General features: G+C 42.6%; 20 protein-coding genes and 1 riboswitch. Of the genes, 7 read left to right on the top strand and 13 right to left on the bottom strand.

The features are described 5' to 3' along the window. Positions 1-16: 16 nt before the first annotated feature. The 7 genes from LIR34_RS03930 to LIR34_RS03900 form a co-directional block, all read right to left on the bottom strand. Positions 17-1,117, bottom strand: a complete 1,101-nt coding sequence (locus tag LIR34_RS03930; protein WP_173902039.1) for an ABC transporter ATP-binding protein — start codon at positions 1,115-1,117, stop codon at positions 17-19. Then, on the bottom strand, positions 1,117-2,133 hold the full coding sequence (locus tag LIR34_RS03925; RefSeq protein ID WP_173902038.1) for a FecCD family ABC transporter permease: 1,017 nt from the start codon (positions 2,131-2,133) through the stop codon (positions 1,117-1,119). The genes LIR34_RS03930 and LIR34_RS03925 overlap by 1 nt, the downstream gene beginning before the upstream one ends. 10 nt (positions 2,134-2,143) lie before the next feature. Then, positions 2,144-3,340 (bottom strand): ABC transporter substrate-binding protein, encoded by a 1,197-nt coding sequence (locus LIR34_RS03920; RefSeq protein ID WP_173902037.1) that lies wholly within the window; start codon positions 3,338-3,340, stop codon positions 2,144-2,146. A 2-nt stretch (positions 3,341-3,342) separates the two neighbouring features. Beyond that, positions 3,343-4,257 (bottom strand): hypothetical protein, encoded by a 915-nt coding sequence (locus tag LIR34_RS03915; RefSeq protein ID WP_173902036.1) that lies wholly within the window; start codon positions 4,255-4,257, stop codon positions 3,343-3,345. A 154-nt stretch (positions 4,258-4,411) separates the two neighbouring features. Next, entirely contained in the window at positions 4,412-5,803 is a 1,392-nt protein-coding gene (locus LIR34_RS03910; RefSeq protein WP_173902035.1) for a sirohydrochlorin cobaltochelatase, read from the bottom strand. A gap of 213 nt (positions 5,804-6,016) precedes the next feature. Further along, positions 6,017-6,211, bottom strand: a riboswitch (cobalamin riboswitch). Between the two features lie 48 nt (positions 6,212-6,259). Next, positions 6,260-6,916 (bottom strand): thiamine phosphate synthase, encoded by a 657-nt coding sequence (gene thiE, locus LIR34_RS03905; RefSeq protein WP_161284136.1) that lies wholly within the window; start codon positions 6,914-6,916, stop codon positions 6,260-6,262. A gap of 6 nt (positions 6,917-6,922) precedes the next feature. Further along, entirely contained in the window at positions 6,923-7,432 is a 510-nt protein-coding gene (locus LIR34_RS03900; RefSeq protein ID WP_161284135.1) for an NUDIX hydrolase, read from the bottom strand. Between the two features lie 143 nt (positions 7,433-7,575). On the opposite strand from LIR34_RS03900, the gene LIR34_RS03895 reads away from it, so the two are divergent. Genes LIR34_RS03895 through LIR34_RS03885 form a run of 3 tightly spaced genes read left to right on the top strand, consistent with a single transcriptional unit; the run spans position 7,576 to position 8,807 of the window. Continuing rightward, a complete protein-coding gene (locus tag LIR34_RS03895) occupies positions 7,576-7,896 on the top strand; it encodes a spore coat associated protein CotJA (RefSeq protein WP_173902034.1) in 321 nt (106 codons plus the stop codon). Continuing rightward, complete coding sequence (locus LIR34_RS03890; protein ID WP_227240014.1) at positions 7,893-8,177, top strand: spore coat protein CotJB; 285 nt, start codon at positions 7,893-7,895, stop codon at positions 8,175-8,177. Before LIR34_RS03895 ends, LIR34_RS03890 begins: the two co-directional genes overlap by 4 nt. Positions 8,178-8,180: 3 nt before the next feature. Continuing rightward, a complete protein-coding gene (locus LIR34_RS03885) occupies positions 8,181-8,807 on the top strand; it encodes a manganese catalase family protein (RefSeq protein WP_161284134.1) in 627 nt (208 codons plus the stop codon). Between the two features lie 49 nt (positions 8,808-8,856). Here LIR34_RS03885 and LIR34_RS03880 read toward each other — a convergent pair whose 3' ends face one another. Further along, the gene (locus tag LIR34_RS03880) at positions 8,857-9,378 is read right to left on the bottom strand and encodes a flavin reductase family protein (RefSeq protein ID WP_173902033.1); all 522 of its coding nucleotides are present in this window, start codon (positions 9,376-9,378) and stop codon (positions 8,857-8,859) included. A 206-nt stretch (positions 9,379-9,584) separates the two neighbouring features. Here LIR34_RS03880 and LIR34_RS03875 point away from each other — a divergent pair, with 206 nt between their 5' ends. Continuing rightward, positions 9,585-10,763, top strand: coding sequence for an MFS transporter (locus LIR34_RS03875; RefSeq protein WP_173902032.1), 1,179 nt, complete (start codon positions 9,585-9,587; stop codon positions 10,761-10,763). Positions 10,764-10,812: 49 nt separating this feature from the next. On the opposite strand, the gene LIR34_RS03870 is transcribed toward LIR34_RS03875, so the two are convergent. Further along, the gene (locus LIR34_RS03870) at positions 10,813-11,364 is read right to left on the bottom strand and encodes a biotin transporter BioY (protein WP_161284131.1); all 552 of its coding nucleotides are present in this window, start codon (positions 11,362-11,364) and stop codon (positions 10,813-10,815) included. A gap of 129 nt (positions 11,365-11,493) precedes the next feature. After that, complete coding sequence (locus LIR34_RS03865) at positions 11,494-12,417, bottom strand: mechanosensitive ion channel family protein (RefSeq protein ID WP_173902031.1); 924 nt, start codon at positions 12,415-12,417, stop codon at positions 11,494-11,496. 162 nt (positions 12,418-12,579) lie between these two features. Between LIR34_RS03865 and trkA the strand changes: the two genes are divergently transcribed. Continuing rightward, positions 12,580-13,935 (top strand): Trk system potassium transporter TrkA, encoded by a 1,356-nt coding sequence (gene trkA / locus LIR34_RS03860; protein WP_173902030.1) that lies wholly within the window; start codon positions 12,580-12,582, stop codon positions 13,933-13,935. 13 nt (positions 13,936-13,948) lie between these two features. Continuing rightward, positions 13,949-15,388 (top strand): TrkH family potassium uptake protein, encoded by a 1,440-nt coding sequence (locus LIR34_RS03855; protein ID WP_173902029.1) that lies wholly within the window; start codon positions 13,949-13,951, stop codon positions 15,386-15,388. A gap of 288 nt (positions 15,389-15,676) precedes the next feature. On the opposite strand, the gene LIR34_RS03850 is transcribed toward LIR34_RS03855, so the two are convergent. Next, positions 15,677-17,353 carry a glycosyl hydrolase family 18 protein gene (locus LIR34_RS03850; protein WP_173902028.1) on the bottom strand — a complete coding sequence of 559 codons (1,677 nt, stop codon included), beginning with the start codon at positions 17,351-17,353 and terminating at the stop codon, positions 15,677-15,679. 305 nt (positions 17,354-17,658) lie between these two features. Next, the gene (locus LIR34_RS03845; RefSeq protein ID WP_161284126.1) at positions 17,659-17,916 is read right to left on the bottom strand and encodes a hypothetical protein; all 258 of its coding nucleotides are present in this window, start codon (positions 17,914-17,916) and stop codon (positions 17,659-17,661) included. Positions 17,917-18,472: 556 nt separating this feature from the next. Between LIR34_RS03845 and LIR34_RS03840 the strand changes: the two genes are divergently transcribed. Beyond that, complete coding sequence (locus LIR34_RS03840) at positions 18,473-19,216, top strand: adaptor protein MecA (RefSeq protein WP_173902027.1); 744 nt, start codon at positions 18,473-18,475, stop codon at positions 19,214-19,216. Positions 19,217-19,310: 94 nt separating this feature from the next. Here LIR34_RS03840 and LIR34_RS03835 read toward each other — a convergent pair whose 3' ends face one another. After that, entirely contained in the window at positions 19,311-19,514 is a 204-nt protein-coding gene (locus LIR34_RS03835; RefSeq protein WP_161284124.1) for a DUF1858 domain-containing protein, read from the bottom strand. Positions 19,515-19,606 lie beyond the last annotated feature (92 nt).

The following is a 19,606-nucleotide window of genomic DNA, read 5'->3' as shown; positions in this document are numbered from 1 at the left end:
CTCAGCTCTGCTTCTCTTAGTTGATTTTTAATTTTTTCATCCGTCCAGCTTCTTCTCTCAGAAGCTGATTTTTTTTGTTGAACGTTCCAAATGCATCCATACAGCAGATTACTTCTCTGCATTTTTTCATGGATGCATATGCTTTTTGATACGCCTCTTCTGAAATTTCTTCAAACGGCTGCTCTACGATCACTTCCGCTGCCAGATCCTTTGCCACCTGGTAGTCCACATCATTTTCATGCAGAACCCCTGCTGCAAACGGGATTCCTGCTCTTTGCAGTCTTCTGTAAGTTGGGATTCCACTTCCATTGCCGCCGATCACAAAAACCTCCGGTTTTCCCTCCGGTGCTCCCATCTCCAGACAGCCAAAAGCCGCATTATAGCTTCCTGTTGTGATTCCATAAAGATGATGGATATATTCAGAGGTAAAAATTTCTTCCGGCGGGCCGTATTTCTCAATCCTGTCACCATGAACGCAGATCACCTTATCCGAAATCTTCTGTGCAAGATCCAATTCATGAAGAGACATCAGAACCGCTGTCCGGTTTTCCAGCACCATCCGTTTCAAAATAGAAAGCAGTTCCAGTTTATGACGAATATCCAGGAAAGAAGTCGGCTCGTCCAAAACGATCACTTCCGGTTCCTGACAGATTGCCCTGGCCAGAAGTATTCTCTGTCTCTGACCATCGCTGATCGCCGTGAAATCTCTGTCCTTAAAATCCATTGCATGGACCATCTCCATCGCCCTGTGAACCTTTTTCCAGTCTTCTGCTGATAAGATTCCCAGAGTTCCCGTATAAGGATAACGTCCTGTTGCCACGATGTCCTCACAGGTCATAAGTTCCGGCTGGATCCGTTCAGTCATGACGACAGCAAGCTTCTTTGCCACTTCTTTGCCGGACATTTTGCTCATCATTTCCTGATTCATATAAACAGTTCCGGCCACAAGCTTCAGCTGTCTTGTCATGCTCTTAAGAATCGTAGATTTACCCGCACCGTTTGGTCCGATCAGTGTAAGGATCTCTCCACGTTTCATTTTAATTTCTACATCTTTGATCAGTGGTTTTCCGTCATAGCCAACCACCATCTGATCTGTATGGATAAAATATTCTCCCATCACGCTCTCTTCTTTCTGTGGATCATAATGTAAATAACAATCGGTGCGCCAAACACTGCCGTCACAGAACTGATACTGAGTTCCGTCGGTGCAAACACAGTTCTTGCGATCAGGTCACAGAACAGACAGAATACAGCACCTCCAAGGAAGCAGGCCGGGATCACAAGAAGCGGTTTTGATGTTTTAAGCAGGCTTTTTACCAGATGCGGCACCGCAATTCCAACAAAGGAAATCGGCCCTGCAAAAGCTGTCACACAGGCAGAGAGAATACTGGAAAGCAAAATCAGTGCGATCCTGAACGCCTTAATATTCACGCCCATATTCTGGGCATAGCCTTCTCCCAGCTGATAAGCTCCTATTGGTTTCGACATCAGAAAAGTAATGATAAGCGCTGTCATGACTACAACTGTCATCGTAGAAACATTTTCCCAGGTTGTTCCCGAAAAACTTCCCATCGACCAGTTATGAAGATTTACGATGTTGGAATCATCCGCAAAAGTCACCACAAAATCTGTCACTGCTGAACAGATATATCCTATCATGATTCCGCTGATAACCAGCATAGACATCTGATTGACTTTCTTTGCGATCAGGAGCACAAAGCCCATGGAAATCATGGAACCTGTGAAAGCAGCAATGATCATCACGCCCGAGGTTGCCACGATAGATTTCCCGAGAAGAAAGATCATCGTCAGTGCCACGATCAGTTTGGCACCGGAAGAGATTCCCAGGACAAAAGGTCCCGCGATCGGGTTTCCAAAAAAAGTCTGAAGCAAAAATCCTGATACGGACAAAGCGCCTCCAAGGATCACGGCTGCCAGAATTCTCGGAAGCCGAATCTCCCATATAATATTGTAGGCCGTCTCCGTTCCGTCTCTCAGAAAAATAATTCGGAATACATCCTGTAAGGAGATCGGAATGCTTCCGGAATTAATATTCCAGAAAACCAGGACTCCAAGAAGTATGATCAGTATGATAAACGACAGCCAGTATCTGAAATGTAGTTTCTTACGCATATTTTTCCCCTTATTTCAGTTTCTTCATATAAGTAAGAGAATCCAGTTTTGGATCATCTGAAGTCAGCATCGTGTGGATATCCTCGATCATAGTTGCCAGTCCCATCGTTTCCTGAAAAAGATTCTGTCCTGTACACCATACATTTCCATCCTTCACAGCCTTGAAATCAGCCAGAAGTGAGCTTTTTGCAAGAAGTTCATCGATGGAATCCAGTTCTCCGTCAATCGTACTGTTGTAGATGATGTAATCCGCATCTTTTGCTTTCGCATAAAATTCTTCCATCTGCATATTCATGGTAGACAGCGCATTGTCGTCTTCTGCAGGATCATGGAAAATATACTCGCCCCCGGCAAGCTCGATCATTTTTGATACATAATCATTGGATTTACGTACATTCGCCGCACCCATGGAATTAATATAGAAGAAAGCCACTGTTTTTCCTGTATTCTCGCTGTCCTCTACGGATTTCAGCTTGTCCACCTGCTCCTGAAAAATCTTCTGTGCCTGATCCTCTTTACCAAGGAGAACTCCATAGAGTTTGATCCATTCCGTTCTTCCAAGTGGATGGCTCTCATAGCTGGAATGTTCTACCAGGACCGGGATTCCAAACTTTTCCAGTTTCTCCTGGACTTCCGGCTGATGATAGATCATGGTTGATTCGATTGCAAGATCACAGTTCTTTGACAGGATCAGTTCATAGTCCGGTGCACTGTACTTTCCTGCAAATGCGATATCTCCGTCTTCCATTGCCTTTTTGGCCTTGTCAATATACCAGCCATCTGCATTTGTACCGGAGAGACTGATACTGTCCAGCCCGTCCAGAGCACAGAAAAGATCCATCGCCGAGGTTGCAACCAGATAGATATTCTGCACTGGTTTCTGTATTACAGAAATGTCGGCATCAAGCCCCTCAGGTGCTTCTTTATCCTCCGGAACCAGAAGGAAACGTTCACCACCCGCAATTGTGATCAGTGCATAGCCACCCTCGTAATAATCTACTGCAAACTGATCTGCATACTGGAGTTCCAGGCTGTGGTCATATTTCATGCCTGCAAGTTCCTGAGCGATTTCCCTGTCTTCAATTTCTTCTTCCTGTGCTGCTTCTGTCTGTTTTTCGTTCTGCGCTGCCTGTACGACAGCCGGAGCTGTCATACAAAAAACAGCCGCTGTCAGTACACAGAGCATCTTATAGAATTTCTTTTTCATATTTATTTTTCTGCCTTTGCAACGCTTGCGGAATCAAACTGCAGAGTATATTCGATCTCATGAGGTGTACTCATTGCCACGGTGTCTGCGGTTACAGGCATTTTGTAATCAAATGCATCCACCGGAATCTCAAATGTAGAGTTTCCATCCTTATTGACCGGCTCATATTTCTCATCATTTACAATCATATAATCGTAATTCGGACTGCTCCATACGATTGTTGCTGTAATCTTGCCATCTTTGATCTCAAGGGCTGCCGGAGAATCTACGCTTGCCTTGCCGCTTCCGCCTTCCATGGCAACATCGACTGTATACTCTCCGTCTTCAAGCTTCAGATCCTCGACTGTTTTTTTGTCCTCAGATGCCCCTGCTGCTTCTCCATCGGCTTCTTTCTGTGGATTGGTCACTTTTACTTTATGGTCATACCATTTATTTTTCTTTCCGATCAGAGCAACATTAAATTCCTCATCGATTGCAGGAACCGGAATATCAAATCCATAAACTTCTTCACTCATGCCATCACTGTAGGTAACGGTATCAGTCGTAGGCTCAAGAAGTTCTGCGCCATCTTTTTTTGCATCTTCTGCTGTTCCCACAAACAGATTTACAATGCTCTTTGAAACAAGGCTTACATGAATGGTCATCTTGCCATCTTTCACAGTAAGTGTTCCCTTGCCGTCATTTGCCTCATTTACATGGAACATATTGCTGTCTGTATCAAATTCTGCACTGTAGATTCCATCTTCCAGAGCAGTGCTTTCTGTATCAGAATCCTTCTTGGTTTCTTCTGTGCCGGCATCCTCTTTTGTGTCGGCTGTCTCGGTCTTTTCTTTATCGGCTGCCATAACCGGACTAACTGCTGTAAGTACCATGGCACTGCTTAATACACATGCCATTAAAGCTAATGAACGTTTCATTATCATTTCCTCCTGTTCTCTTTCACTTCGTTTAAGCAAAATCTTATTTATCCCAAAAACTGCCCGGAAAAGTCATAAACTTTCCGGGCAGCCATCACCTCTACGTCTTGGGATCTTGCCATATTCATGGCAAAACACCTCGCGGAATATTTTATTATTCTGCTGCTTCCTCTGTTGCTGCATCATCTGTTGTCTCTGCGGAAGCATCATCAGCAGCCGCATCGTCTGTAGCTTCTGCATCGTCTGTAGCTTCTGCGTCATCTGTAGCATCAGCATCCATAGCTGCCTTTGTATGAGCCACATAGAGATCCTCTACTGCCGGGATTCTTCCCAGTCCTTCAATCTGGCAGTCAATGCTGTCAAATGCTCCGGATGCCTCAAACTGGCTCTTCCAGGAATCCTCATCATCACCAGCCATATCGTTGTTTGCATGATCACCTGCAACAACCATCAGCGGACGAAGAACAACTTTCTTATAACCAGCCTCTTTAACCTTATCGATAACTGCCTCACATGCTGTATCTTCCGGCTTACCCTCAACGGTTCCGATAAATACGTTCTTGTATCCAAGGTCTTCCATCTGAGTCTGCATCTGATCATAAGTTACATTTGCAGTATGAGAAGTACCATGTCCCATGAATACAAATGCTGTTCCGTCTTCTGCTGATGCATCTATGCTGTCAAATCCTGCTTCTTTTACTGCTGCATCAACAAGTGCCTCTGCAACTGCTTTCTTGTCATCGTTGATCACTGTAGCATCTTCTCCGACTTCACCAAGCATTGGCTCTGCGATTGCAACGGATTCAAATTTATCTTTATACTGATCGATTGCTTCTACCATCTCATCATATTCTGCTCCATGCATAAGATGTGTCGGCTGTACAACCAGGTTCTTAACTCCGTTGTCAACTGCACGCTGGAGTGCCTGATCCATGTTGTCAATTGCTTCGTCATCTCTTGCCTGTACATGGTTGATGATGATCTGTGCTGTAAATGCTCTTCTTACAGCCCAGTCCGGATAAGCTTTTGCCAGAGCGTCTTCGATTCCCTTGATATCCTCTGCACGGCTGTCATTGAAAGAAGTACCAAAGCTTACTACAAGGATTTCATTCTCACCGATCTCGTCCTGATTGCGCGGATCATCTTTGGAAGCATCCCCTGTGTCACGTCCGAAATATTCCGGGCTTGCTTCTTCGCCTTCTACCAGTTCTTTCTGTGCATCTGTCAGTGCATCCCATGCTTCTTTGGCAGCTTTGCAGTCCTCATCTGTTGTGTCAGTTCTTTCCTGAACATAGATCTTGTCGATCAGTGCTGCTACATTATCTGCTGCTGCCTGGTCATCATCTGATGCCTCAGCAGTATCGTCTGCTGCTTCTTCTGTAGCTTCTGCTTCTTCTGTAGCTTCAGCTTCTTCTGTATCTGCTGCTGCCTCTGTTGCAGTATCCTCTGCAGTATTATCAGATGCCATAACTCCGGCTGTTCCCATCATAGATACGGTTGTTACTGCTAACAGTGTTGCAAGTGCTTTTACAGTTTTGTTTTTCATTGTTTCGTCCTCCTTTGGCACAAACGTTCCCGGCGGCTGTTCCTTATCGGAATCGGTCGTCCTGATGTAGCTTTATATAAAATTATTCATCAGCAAACTTATACGATACGAAAATATGAAAAACTTCTGTACATTAAAAAAACCCTTATAAAGGGTAACAGGTCTGTCGCATATAAACGGTACAACCAATTACTCGTGATCTGGAATTCATATTCCCGTACCAGACAACAGGCAGGTTTCCTGACTTGCCAATCAACATATGCTTCTATCTTCCCGGTCTCCCAGTGATCATGCTTACGCATACAGAATCATACTCCCTGCTTACAGTGACGAGATCGTACAGGTTTCACACCTGTTTCCCTTTTAACTTCTGATAAATTCTTCAGCACCTGTCATCTTCTTTATTCAATTTTCTATACGATATCATATTTTTTTACAAAACACAATATGTTTGCCTTATTTTTTACAAAATATATCCGTCAGTCTGCTCATTTCTGATGTTTTTTCTGCCGGGTCCTCTGCCGCAAAAATCCCGGATATCACTGCCGCACCGTTGACACCGCTTCCCTCAAGTCTGGAAACATTTTCACTGTTGATACCGCCGATTGCAACAACCGGGATATTTACGGAGGCAGCAATTTTCTTAAGCTCTTCTATAGAAAGATTCTTTGCATCTTTTTTGGTCGTACTTCCAAAAACCGCTCCTGTCCCGATATAATCTGCTCCTGCTTTTTCGGCAGCCACTGCCTGCTCCACCGTTTTGGCTGTCATTCCGAGGATCTTATCCGGCCCCAGAATTGCACGTATATCTCTGTCTTTTATGTCAGACTGTCCGACATGCACTCCGTCTGCATCCATTTCCATTGCAATCTCCACACTGTCATTTACCACAAAAGGAATTTTGTAGCTGCGGCAGAGTTTCTGAAGTTCTATTGCTTCTTTTCTGGTTTCTTCCGCATTCAGTTCTTTTTCGCGGAGCTGAAGAAAGGTTGCTCCGTTCTGAATAACTTTTTCACATACAGAAAGAAGGGTTTCATCTTCTTTCAGCCAGCTTCTGTCTGTGATCACATACAGTTTCAGGGCTTTTGCTATCTCTTCTCTTGTAAATTTCATTTTGTGTCACTCCTGCCTTTCAAATGCTTTGCGGATGCTGTCGTAATGGAGGAATTTACCCTCTGCGGCAAACGCCTGGATCTGCTCCAGGGTCGCAAACATATGTCCGTCTGTCTCCTCCGTCTGCAGTGACAGATCTTTTTCGTCTACATCCATGACAAAACGATATACATCTACAAAATAATTATCTCCTTCTCCCGGATTTTCCCTCTTGTATGTAAAAAGATATCCGCCCTCTGCATCTCTTGCATCCAGACCAGTTTCTTCTTTCACTTCACGAAGTACTGCCTCATAGGAGCTTTCTCCTGCCTGCGCTGCTCCGCCGGAAACTTCCCACCAACCCGGAGCCCACGCCTTTGTCATGACTCTTTTTGTGATCAGAAATGTATCATCTGGTCTGGCAACAACGCCAAGTACTGTCAGATGATATTCCCCATCCTTTAAACACCAGTCATTTCTTTTCATTGTACGACCTGTCGGCTGTTTATTTTCATCATAAATATCCCAAAATTCCATTTAACATTCTCCCCGTTTATCTTCGCAGAAATTTTTCGTTTTTATTTTACCAGAGTAAAGCAAAAATAACAAGGAACGTTCTCTATGCACTTTTCTTTTTTTTACACATAAAATATAAAGAACTCCCCTGAAAGGACTCGTTCATGGAAAATTATCAGATATCCCGGCCCTGCGGCCGCCCATATAATGCAACTTGTGGAATGGCAAGAGAAATGACAGGAAATCAGACTGGTTTCTACCGTTGTGCACAGCGCAGTCCGGCCTCTTCCCCATCTTCATCCTGTACCACAGTTTCCGGCAATTCTGAAATGTACAGTCCCATCGAGCATCTGCCGATCGCAATGGCATATGTTCCCTGTCAGAAATTTTCAACAACTTATGACCTGAATTATGCCTTAAGAGTCGGAACTGTTTTCCCTGAGTTATGCAAACCCTTCTGCGGAAAGCGAGGTGTCAGACGATGATGAGTCAGAATTCCTGTACTTCAAAAGAAAAACTCCTTCAACGGATCTATGAAGTCAGTTTTGCCGTTGATGATATTCTGCTCTTTCTTGATACACATCCCTGTTGTCAGGAAGCACTTTCTTTTTATCGGGAATACTCTTCCGAACGCCAGAAACTGATGAAGGAATATGCCCGGCACTATGGTCCCCTTACCATAGACGATGCCCTTGAAACAGATGCAAACAGCTGGCGATGGATGGAACAGCCATTTCCATGGGAGCAGGAAGGAGAGTGCAGATAATCTATGTGGAATTATGAAAAAAGGTTACAGTATCCGATTAATATCAAGACCCCTAATGCAAAGATTGCTCAGTTCATTGCCAGCCAATACGGCGGTCCCGACGGTGAAATTGGTGCATCCCTCCGTTATCTTTCTCAACGTTTTACCATGCCAAACCGCATGACCGCCGCTGTTTTAAATGACATCGGCACTGAAGAGCTTTCTCACCTGGAAATGGTATCCACCATTATCCATCAGCTTACACGAAATCTTTCTATGGAAGAAATTGAAAAAAGCGGACTCGGGCCTTACTATATCGACCATGGAGTAGGTGTCTGGCCACAGGCTGCGGGCGGGATTCCATTTAATGCCTGCGAATTCCAGAGCAAAGGAGATCCTGTCACAGATCTGTTTGAGGACCTTGCAGCAGAACAGAAGGCCCGCTCCACCTACGACAACATTCTCCGGGTAGTCCGTGATATTCCGGAAATTGCTGATCCTATCAGATTTCTGCGTTCAAGAGAAATCGTTCACTTCCAGCGCTTTGGAGAAGCTCTTCGCAGTGTTCAGGAAAATCTGGATGCCAAAAATTTCTACGCATTTAATCCAGCCTTTGACAATCCATGTAAAGCTTCCTGCAAAAATTCCTGATATGAGCAAACAGCTCCCCATTTTTATATGGAGAGCTGTTTTTCCTCAATTATTCAATTACATATGCATTTACGATCTCGCCATAATACGCCACATGGATATCCTGGGATCCATCTGCATTCTGTGGATAAAATTTTTCCTGATCTTCTTCTGTGATCGCATGAATGTCCTGTGTCTGTTTATAAATCACCTTACACTCCAGAGTCAATGGGAGCTCTCTGATTCCCGGTACCGAAATTGTTTCCGGTTCTTCATAAGTAAGGCCGAGTTCTTTTGCCTTATCCACATCTCTTCCTGATTTTGAGCCACAGTATGCAAGGATTTTCTTTGCACTTTCATCAAGTGGAATGTTTACTGTAAACTCACCATTTTTATCGATAAAAGTCTTGGTAAAACGGCTTTCTCGTATAAAAGTTACAAAAACAGGTTTTCCCCATTCAATACCAGCCATTCCCCAGGAGATCGTCATGGAGTTTGTTTTATTCTCATCCTTTCCGGTGATCAGTACACCCGATTTCACTCCTTTAAGGATTTCTCCCATATACTCATATACATCTATCTTTTTCTTCATTCGTCTAAACCTCCATCTTTTTTTGTTATCGTTTATCAGTGACTGTGAACAGCAGCAACAGTACTGAATCGTTACGTTTATGATAAAATAAGGACTGCTTTTTGGCAAGTATTTTGTTATAATAAAAATAATATGTAACTGGACACTGAACAGTTATGAAATTTTTGCAATTGCTACTGAATAATCATTTAAAAGGAGTACCCATCATGCCATCTTCTAAACAAAAAAACCTCACCGGGCCTTACGCCTGCATCCAGGCACTGTACTGGATGTATTTTGCCGCGATCATGAGTTTTTCCGGCTTTTTTCTGCTGGATGGAGGCTTTTCCAATACTCAGATCGGCATCATTGCTGCCGCTGCCGGTATCATTTCTGCACTTCTTCAGCCTGTACTCGCCAGCTATGCTGACCGTCCGGACAGCCCTTCTCTCAAAAAACTTATCCAGATTTTTTATATGATCCAACTGCTTCTCGGAGTCGGACTGTTTTTTTCCAGAAGCTTGATTCTGACCGGACTTCTCTATGGCATCAGTATCGCGCTTCTTCAGTTATTAACTCCATTTATCAATGCCCTGGGTATGGAAAGCATCAATCAGGGTCAGCAGCTTAACTTTGGACTTGCACGTGGAATGGGTTCTGTTGCATATGCAATCATCTGCTATGTCCTTGGAATTATTACAGTAAAAGCAGGTGCCGGTTCCATCCCTGCCTCTGTGATCATTCTCACATTTTTTACCCTCGGATGTCTCATCCTTTTTCCTTTTGTCAAAACCCAGGGAACTTCCGGCTCAAAAGCTTCCGGAAATAGTCTGGCAAATCCGCTTCTGTTTTTCCAAAAGTATAAGCACTTCTCTCTGGTACTTATCGGATGCATTTTTATTTATCTCAGCCACGTACTTCTGAATAATTTTAACTTTCAGATTGCACAGGGCAAAGGTGGCGGAAGTTCTGAAATGGGAACTGCATCTGCAATTGCGGCTATGTGCGAGCTTCCTACCTTGTTCCTTTTTGGCTATATTATCAAAAAAATCCGCTGTGATATTCTGATTCGTATTGCCGGTATTTTCTTCGTACTGAAATCTCTTGGAACGCTTCTGGCACCTGGGATCTCCGTCTATTATGGAGTACAGATTCTTCAGATGCTTGGATGGGGACTTATGACTGCCGCCTCTGTCTACTATGTAAATGCAGTCATGGAACCCGAAGATGCCATCAAGGGACAGGCATATTTTACCATGACCTATACTCTTGGCTGTGTGATCGGTTCCTTCCTTGGCGGGGTACTGATTGATTTTGCCGGAGTAAATTCCATGCTCATCTTTGCCACTGTCTCTGCCCTTTTTGGTGCCTTCATCGTATTCATATTCGCAGAACATACTTCATAAAAAACGAAGGGGCTGTCATTTGACAGTCCCCTTTTACTCTTATCAACTGTTAAAACACATATTTTCTGAGTTTTCTGGAAAGAACATACGCAAGTGCGATCTTAATGATATCCGGAATGATAAACGGAACTACGCAGGAGGCAAGTGCTGCTGTAAATCCAATAGGTCCATTCATTCTGCCGTAAACGATCACAAACCATACTGTTCCAAATGCATAGCACACAATCAGACCTGCGATCATGGAAACAATCTGCATGACTGATTTTTTTCCCGGAAGTTTCTCCATTGCCCACATGAGCAGAGCGGAAAATAAAAATCCAATAATGTATCCACCGGTAGGTCCTGCCAGGACTCCGATACCTCCTGAAAAGTTAGCAAACACAGGAATTCCGATCGCTCCAAGCAGGATAAATACCAGAACCGATAAGCTTCCTCTCTTTCCGCCCAGCACACCTACTGCAATAAAAACACCGAATGTCTGCAGGGTAAACGGAACCGCTGCCGGAATGGAAATCCAGGAACAGATTGCCATGATCACTGCAAACACTGCAATATAAACAATATCATATGTTTTACTTCTTTGAACTGCTACCGTACTCATCTTTTCCTCCTCATAATAACAGATCTGCTATTCTCTGATCTCTCTTAAGACTTTAGCACAGGCAGGTTCGAATTGTCAACCTATTATTATTTTTAGGTTTACTTTTCTAAAATCATATCTTCCTTCTGATTATTTTCTTGGATGTACATAAACTTCCATCTGATTATATGGAATCGTAATTCCATTTGCGTCAAATTCTTCCTTGATCCTCTGATTCAGTCTCCACTTTGTTTTCCAGTATGCATCCGTCGGAACCCATACCCTAAGCCCTATGATCACTGCACTGTCCGCCAGCGAATCCACAAAAACCACCATCTCTGAATTGTCGCTCCTGGTATCCGGATCCGCCTTCAGAATATCCTCGATTACTTTTTTTGCTTTACGGATATCTGCATCATAGGAAATTCCTACTTTTATCTCCAGTTTACGGTTTTCTTTTGCTGTCACATTGATGATCGTGCTGTTTGACAATATTCCATTTGGCACTACGATCTTTTTGTTGTCTATACTCAGAAGAGTCGTATAACAGATTTCAATCTTGGCAACCGTTCCCTCGCAGCCATTTGCCTGATCCTGAATGATATAATCTCCAACCACAAAAGGTTTAAATATCAAAAGCAGAACCCCGCCTGCCAGATTCGCAAGTCCCCCCTGTAATGCCAGACCTACCGTCACACCGGCAGTTCCAAGAAGTGCAGCCACAGAAGATTCTTTCACACCCAGACTGATCGCTATATTAAAGATCAGCAGCATATACAAAACCGCCTTGCCTGCTGATGAAATAAACTGAACAACACCTGCGTCTATATTGGCCCTCTCCAGAGATTTCCTCATAATGTTCACGATCCAGCTGATGATCCTGCGTCCCACAAAAAAAACGATAATGGACAGAACCACTTTAATACAAAATCCGGTGAGCGCCGGAAGCTGTTCTGTCAGATATTCTTTGAAATTCAGGATATCCTTGAGGCTCTGCTTTACAGACGTTCCATCCAGCCCCATATTCTGCAGTCCCTGATCCACTTTGTCTGCTGTTTCACTTAATGTATCCATGATAGATCACTTCCTCTCATTTTGGTAATATAGCATTTTTTTCTTTTCATCCTGTAGCCTTCAGTATACCATGAAATTTATATTTTCTCTATTTAAAAACCTCATACAGAGTGGTATAATGAAATGGTTTATAATAATTATTTTTTATTACTGGAGGAAATCATGCATATCATAATTGTCGGGTGCGGCAAAGTTGGACGCACTCTCGCAGAACAGCTTCAGGAAGAAGAAACTGACCTAACTCTGATTGATATGAATGCCGATATTATCAACTCTCTCACCGAAGATATCGATGCTATGGGAATTGTTGGAAATGGTGCAAGTATCAATACCCTGATGGAGGCCGGTGTGCCAACCGCTGATATTCTGATCGCTGTAACTGCTTCTGATGAATTAAATCTTCTCTGCTGCCTTATCGCACAGAAAACCGGGCACTGCCAGACAATCGCCCGCGTAAGAAATCCTATTTACAGCAAGGAAATCGGTTTTATCAAAGAAAGACTCGGTCTTTCCATGATCATGAACCCTGAACTGGCTGCTGCACAGGAAATTTCCCGACTGCTGCGTTTTCCGGCTGCGATCAAGATTGATCCGTTTTCCAAAGGCCGTGTAGAGCTTCTTAAATTTAAAGTTCTGCCAGAATTCGGTCTGGATGGTATGTCTGTTTCTCAGATCACAGACAAATATCGCTGTGATATTCTTTTCGCAGCAATTGAGAGCAAGGATACTGTGGCAATCCCTGGCGGAGATCATCTGGTACACAATGGGGATTTTGTTTCTATCATTGCAGCTCCTAAGAATACTGCCCTTTTCTTTAAGAAAATAGGACTGAAGACACATCAGGTCAGAAATACTCTGATCATTGGCGGTGGTACCATTTCTTATTATCTCGCCAAAACTCTGTCCGATCTCAGGATCAATGTCAAGATCATCGAAAAGGATAAGAATCGCTGCGAAGAACTGAGTGATATGCTCCCGGAAGCTACGATCATCTGCGGTGATGGAACTGATCGTTCTCTTCTTTTAGAGGAAGGTCTTGCAACTGCAGAATCTTTCGTAACACTTACCAATATGGACGAGGAGAATATTTTCCTGTCACTTTCCGCCAAGAAACTTACAGAAGCAAAACTTGTAGCCAAAGTTAATCGCCTCCCATACAAGGATGTCATTGACGATCTGGATCTGGGAAGTGTGATCTACCCTAAATATATTACCTCCGATTCCATTCTCCGCTATGTTCGTGCCATGCAGAATACCATTGGAAGTAACGTAGAAACTCTGTATCATATCCTGGACAATCAGGCAGAAGCTCTGGAATTTAATATCAGGGATAATTCCCCTGTCGTTGGTATTCCACTTGCCGAATTAAATCTCAAAAGCAACCTTCTGGTCTGCTGCCTTGCCCGCAAGGGTACTGTACGCATTCCTCGAGGTCAGGACACCATCCAGGTCGGGGATAATGTTGTCATCGTAACCACCAACAAAGGGCTTCGCGACATCCGCGACATTCTTGCATAAATGAGGTAGAGCTATGAATTTTCGCATTATTGCCTATATCGTGGGCTGGATATGTAATTTTCAGGCAGCCTTTATGTTACTGCCCTTTTTTACAGCACTGATTTATCACGAACGGGAATTCAGTTCTTTTTTGATCGCCATGGCAGTCTGCCTTGTCATCGGAATTCCTCTTACACTGAAGAAACCCAAAAACAAAGTATTTTACACCAAGGACGGCTGTGTTGCAGTTGCTCTGAGCTGGCTTGCCTTATGTGTTTTTGGTGCAGTTCCTTTTGTGATCAGTGGGTATATCCCACATCCTGTCGATGCACTTTTTGAGACAGTTTCCGGATTCACAACTACCGGTTCCAGCATTCTTACAGATGTCGAGGTTCTTCCGCACTGTGTTCTGATCTGGCGAAGCTTCACACACTGGATCGGAGGAATGGGAGTTCTTGTATTTCTGCTTTCCCTGCTCCCGCTCACCGGTGGATATCACATGAATCTTATGAAAGCAGAAAGCCCGGGACCTTCTGTCAGCAAACTGGTTCCAAAGGTACAGTCCACTGCCAAAATTCTTTATACTATTTATTTTGGTATGACACTTGCTCAGATATTCCTGCTGTTGATTGGAAAAGTTCCTCTTTTTGATACTCTGTGTATCACCTTTGGTACTGCCGGAACCGGTGGATTTGGTATTGTCAATGACAGTATTGGAAGCTACAGCACTTACTGTCAGGTCGTTACTACCATCTTTATGATTTTATTCGGGGTAAACTTCTCTGTTTACTACCTGATTCTGACTAAGAAATTTCGTCAAGCTTTTAAATATGAAGAAGTTCGCTATTATTTCGGAATCATTATCGCTTCCATTTTAATTATTACCTTCAATACGGTACACCTCTTCCGAAATGTCCTGGTCGCATTCCAGCAGGTAGCATTTCAGGTTGCTTCCATCATTACCACAACAGGATTTTCAAGCACAGACTTCAACCAGTGGCCAGCCTTATCCAAGACAGTTCTGGTGCTCTTGATGTTTGTAGGTGCCTGTGCCGGAAGTACCGGAGGCGGAATCAAGGTTTCCCGTATTCTGATCCTGTGCAAGGCTGCAAAAAAAGAATTCCAGCTTTACCTTCACCCAAATGCAATCAAGAAGATCAAGATGGATAACAAGATTATTTCTCATGAAATTTTGAGATCCACCAATATTTACATCAGCGTATATCTTCTGATTTTTGCAGCTTCTGTCCTGTTGATCGCAATTGACAATTTTGACCTGATCACGAACTTCACCGCTGTTGCTGCTACACTTAACAACATTGGTCCAGGATTTGAAATCGCTGGTCCGATGGGAAATTTCAGTTCTTTTTCCTATCTGTCCAAGAGTGTTCTGATCTTTGATATGTTAGCAGGACGACTGGAAATTTTCCCTCTTCTGCTTCTCTTCTTCAAGGATACCTGGAAACGTTTCTGATAATTTCTCCCCTGATTTATAATTGATCAGGGGCGTTTTTCTTTATTTTGTTATTTTTTTATGATTTCTTCACATTTTCTTCAAAACCTCATCACAGTTTTTTCACATTTTTCGGGTATAGTATTAGCTATAGAGAGCGAAATGCTTTCTATAAAATATTTTTCTTTTTCATACGCGCCGGTACGAAAGTACCGGCCTCCTTCCATTTACAGGACTTTTTATAAATTTTAATAAATTCCAACCAAAAACACACTCTGCTGAGATTGCAGAGTGTGTTTTTTATTTCAGTTATGATGTTTTAAGATTTTCGCTGATCGTACTCCAGATATCACTGCTCTCGAATCCAAGTCTCCACTGGGCAACTCCTGCAAGATCATATTTCGGAATCAGTTTTACCTTTTCTGCAAGCGACTGGGCATCCTCAATCCAGATCTGATATGTTGTATTGTCTTTCTCAAATTCTGCATAATTCTGCCCCACGCTTCCATCCCATACAGGTTCAACCTGATTCTCTGTAAGTATTCTCTGCGTTTCACTCATTCCAATTGCTTCACTTGTCACAGCTCCACCGGTTGTCTTCCACAATCTGGTATAAAACGGAACGGCAAGAACTGTTCGCTGTGCCGGAACTTCCTTCAGTGTATCCTCCACTCCCTGTTCTACCCACGGAAGCGATGCTACAGAGCCGGCCTCAGATCCCACATAATGTTCATCATATCCCATGATCACTACGTAATCCACAACCAGCCCCTGCTCTCGTCTGTCATAATGACTTGTAAAATCTTCCGGAACCGGGTTATCCACAGAAAGTACCAGATTATTCTTATGGCATTCAATAGAAAGTTCTCTCAAAAATTCCAGAAAATGCGGTCCCGCATCTTCACTGAGTGTTTCGAAATCCACATTAATACCATCCATTCCTATCTCTGCTGCCCTCTGTATCAGATACTGAATGATATTCTGTCGGGATGAAAGCTGAGACAGAGTTTCCGTGGTACTGATCTCTGCTGTAAAGTTATCAACCAGCCCCCATACCTTAAGTCCCTTCTGATGTGCCTGCGCCACATAATCAGCCGAAGACAAATCTCCAAGATTTCCTGCTGTATCCTGAATATAAAACCATGTCGGAGAAATCACGTTTAAGCCACTGACGTTTGCTGTCATATCGCCAAGATAAGCATTGGCATCTGTGTTGGTAATCTGATGCCAGGTCATATTTACCTTATCCTCCATTATAAGGTAAGTATAATCTTCTTTCTCAAAATCTCTCTCAAAATCTGTGGTTTCCATATCTGACAGAACTTTTTTCTGTACATATCCAATGTATCCATCCATGGTTGAAACCTGTACCCAGTCTTCAAGAGCCTGCATATAAATCAATGTATCACCTTTCTTGACTTCTGTGAGAACCGGTGACTTGATGCCTCCACGATAGCGAATACTCGTGTCTTTCTTAACAGTTGCTACATTTACTCCTGTAAATTCATGCCGAATCACAACTCTTGCCGGTTCCTGATACTCATAAAAATCCAGATCTGTATATTTCTGTACAAGTGAAAGACTCAGATAAACCTTTCCATCCCGCACCCAGACCTCTCCATCTCCTGCTTCTGATGCAGGAAACTTCTCAAGTGACGACGGTGTCGCATATAAAATCTGCTGATTTCCACTGTCCCAGTAATATCTCTGATTCAGATAGGTACTTACGATATCCTGCGGAAGATAAATCTGATCTCCGGATTTCAGAGCTCTCTCCTCCATAATATCTGTACCAAGGACAAGTACCATCTCTCCTTCTGCCGGCTGACCATAATATTCTGTCAGATTCATCTGTTCCTTAGATGGAATATATTTACTGATAATATGAATCCCTATTCCTGCCACTGCAAGCACAAGAATCAGAATACCGACGACCATAATTGAAACAAGCTGCTTTCTCCTCTGTGTTGTACTTGATTTTCTCATTTGTTCCTCCCTTTCGGTTCAGAGCATATTTTATTCAGCAGGCAATACTCCGCAAAATGATCCGGGATAGCCTCTGATTCGTAACTGTGAGAATGCCAGACAGTTACACTTCATTTATAAATTATATCATGTTTTGTCATAGATGTATTATTTATTTGGAAATTTTAATTTTTTTAATATTTTTTTCATATCAGGGATTTTCCAGACCGGTCAGGTATAAGGAGGAAACCTTTGTTTTCCTGAAAAATCCCTTCCTCTTATGTATCTTAAACGGCAAAATCTTCCCCTTCGTCACTCGTCAGATCTTACCTGCGTTTGACTTGTATATGCTTTGGGGGTGCTTCTCTGATCAGATCAAAATCAACTCTTGCAATTCTGCCTGTTTCATCTTCTGTGTAGTCTCTCATATAACCTCCGCCCTCTGCGATCAAACAGGCTTTCGCAATATCTTTTGGGGTACTGGGCTTTCCATCCATAAAGAGCTGGATTCCATTCTTCTGATAGACCTTCAGTTCTTTTTTCAGAGGTTTTATGGCTTTCTTGCTGCACTTCTCATGTGACATATTTTCTCAGATCTTTCCTCCTTTCTCTCAAAATAAGATTTTAGAAAACACCTGACAGTTTAAGAAAAAATATTCTTCCTGTAATTGAATTTAATCTCATGGAAATTGCATCTGCCACAGCCGGAACGCTGCATGACATGTAAATGATGGCAATGACTTGTCTGTAGAAATGAGAATTGTGGTAACTATTCAGAAGGTAGTATCCTGACTGTGAAGCTGCTGAACAGTTACGAAATGTGTTGTTATTATGTAAGTTAGTTTAATTTGCGTCTTTTGTCATTCAATCACAGAACACCTATCTCTTCTTAAGATTCATTATACAGATTTCTTTTACAGTTGCAAGGATTTTTCCCGATTTATAAAAAAATTTCTATTCTATTTCCAAATATTTTAGAAATAGGTAAATCTAATTTCTTTACATTTTCTATACTTGTGGTATATAATACGTTATATAAGTCATGGACTATATCCTGATTTTGATATAAAGCAACTGTGAAGGTACTGAACAGTTACAATATAAATTCGTATCAGGATCCAAAGAATAGGATGTGATGACATGAAATTAGAAAAAATCAACGATAATCAGATTCGTTGTACCTTAACACGAGAAGATTTGGAAATGCATCAGGTTAACTTGCGGGAACTGGCTTACGGATCCGAGAAAGCCAAGAAACTTTTCCGCGATATGATGCAGCAGGCGCAGATAGAATTTGGTTTTGAAGCAGACAATATTCCGCTGATGATCGAGGCAATCCCTGTAAATCTTGACAGTATTATCCTCATCATCACTAAAGTAGAAGATCCGGAAGAACTGGATACCCGTTTTTCCAGATTTTCCCCATACAAGGACTCTGCCCAGACAGAACCGCTCCAGCTTGATGGAGCAGACAATATCATTGATATTTTCCAGAAGATTTGCGAATCCAGACTCAAGAATAAGTCTTCCAATACCGAAGGCTCTAAGGAATCAGATGAGGCAGCTTCCGATTCTTCTGAAAAACCAGCGGTAAATCTGATTCGTCAGTATACATTTACTCACCTGGACGATGTAATTGCAGCTTCACATGGACTGAATGGTTTTTTCACCGGCAGAAATACCTTATACAAGACTTCTGCTAACGAAAGCTATCAGCTTATCATTCACCAGTCTTCCTGCTCTCCGCAGGAGTTCAATAAAGTCTGCAATATTCTTTCTGAATATGGTAAAGGAAGTTCCTGTACACCTGCCAGGGAGGCTCATTTAATCGAGCATGGAGAGGTAATTTCCGTAAATGCTCTGCAACAATTAATACAGCTTTAATCATGACTTATATGTTGACTGTTTATTTCTTACTCAACGATCAATGTAACAGTTACACTTAAAAAGACTGGCATCTCTGCCAGTCTTTTATTAATTAGTTATTCTCCAGAAAGTCGTTGATCTGCTGAACCAGAACATCTACATCCATTCCGTGAACCATGGCTGCTTCTTCTAAGGATTCCATCTGGGAAGACGGGCATCCAAGACAATGCATTCCTGCTCTCATAAGAATCGGTGCAATATTCGGATCTAAAGTGATTAACTGGCCGATCAGCATATCTTTTGTAACCTTTGCCATTGTATTTTCCTCCTTTTCTCAGGGATAAAGAGTAGATCTTTACTCCCAGTGATAATCTCCATTATAATATAAAAACATCCTGTACGCAACGT

Source organism: Blautia sp. MSK17_66, from assembly GCF_020538025.1.
Taxonomy (GTDB): domain Bacteria; phylum Bacillota; class Clostridia; order Lachnospirales; family Lachnospiraceae; genus Blautia_A.
Note: the sequence above shows the minus strand (reverse complement) of the source record. Positions and strands in the feature narration are given on the sequence as shown.

Bases quoted from the DNA above. Each gene is read 5' to 3' on its own strand.
- LIR34_RS03930 (WP_173902039.1), bottom strand. From the start codon at position 1,117: ATGGGAGAATATTTTATCCATACAGATCAGATGGTGGTTGGCTATGAC.
- LIR34_RS03925 (WP_173902038.1), bottom strand. From the start codon at position 2,133: ATGCGTAAGAAACTACATTTCAGATACTGGCTGTCGTTTATCATACTG.
- LIR34_RS03920 (WP_173902037.1), bottom strand. From the start codon at position 3,340: ATGAAAAAGAAATTCTATAAGATGCTCTGTGTACTGACAGCGGCTGTT.
- LIR34_RS03915 (WP_173902036.1), bottom strand. From the start codon at position 4,257: ATGAAACGTTCATTAGCTTTAATGGCATGTGTATTAAGCAGTGCCATG.
- LIR34_RS03910 (WP_173902035.1), bottom strand. From the start codon at position 5,803: ATGAAAAACAAAACTGTAAAAGCACTTGCAACACTGTTAGCAGTAACA.
- thiE (WP_161284136.1), bottom strand. From the start codon at position 6,916: ATGAAATTTACAAGAGAAGAGATAGCAAAAGCCCTGAAACTGTATGTG.
- LIR34_RS03900 (WP_161284135.1), bottom strand. From the start codon at position 7,432: ATGGAATTTTGGGATATTTATGATGAAAATAAACAGCCGACAGGTCGT.
- LIR34_RS03895 (WP_173902034.1), top strand. From the start codon at position 7,576: ATGGAAAATTATCAGATATCCCGGCCCTGCGGCCGCCCATATAATGCA.
- LIR34_RS03890 (WP_227240014.1), top strand. From the start codon at position 7,893: ATGATGAGTCAGAATTCCTGTACTTCAAAAGAAAAACTCCTTCAACGG.
- LIR34_RS03885 (WP_161284134.1), top strand. From the start codon at position 8,181: ATGTGGAATTATGAAAAAAGGTTACAGTATCCGATTAATATCAAGACC.
- LIR34_RS03880 (WP_173902033.1), bottom strand. From the start codon at position 9,378: ATGAAGAAAAAGATAGATGTATATGAGTATATGGGAGAAATCCTTAAA.
- LIR34_RS03875 (WP_173902032.1), top strand. From the start codon at position 9,585: ATGCCATCTTCTAAACAAAAAAACCTCACCGGGCCTTACGCCTGCATC.
- LIR34_RS03870 (WP_161284131.1), bottom strand. From the start codon at position 11,364: ATGAGTACGGTAGCAGTTCAAAGAAGTAAAACATATGATATTGTTTAT.
- LIR34_RS03865 (WP_173902031.1), bottom strand. From the start codon at position 12,417: ATGGATACATTAAGTGAAACAGCAGACAAAGTGGATCAGGGACTGCAG.
- trkA (WP_173902030.1), top strand. From the start codon at position 12,580: ATGCATATCATAATTGTCGGGTGCGGCAAAGTTGGACGCACTCTCGCA.
- LIR34_RS03855 (WP_173902029.1), top strand. From the start codon at position 13,949: ATGAATTTTCGCATTATTGCCTATATCGTGGGCTGGATATGTAATTTT.
- LIR34_RS03850 (WP_173902028.1), bottom strand. From the start codon at position 17,353: ATGAGAAAATCAAGTACAACACAGAGGAGAAAGCAGCTTGTTTCAATT.
- LIR34_RS03845 (WP_161284126.1), bottom strand. From the start codon at position 17,916: ATGTCACATGAGAAGTGCAGCAAGAAAGCCATAAAACCTCTGAAAAAA.
- LIR34_RS03840 (WP_173902027.1), top strand. From the start codon at position 18,473: ATGAAATTAGAAAAAATCAACGATAATCAGATTCGTTGTACCTTAACA.
- LIR34_RS03835 (WP_161284124.1), bottom strand. From the start codon at position 19,514: ATGGCAAAGGTTACAAAAGATATGCTGATCGGCCAGTTAATCACTTTA.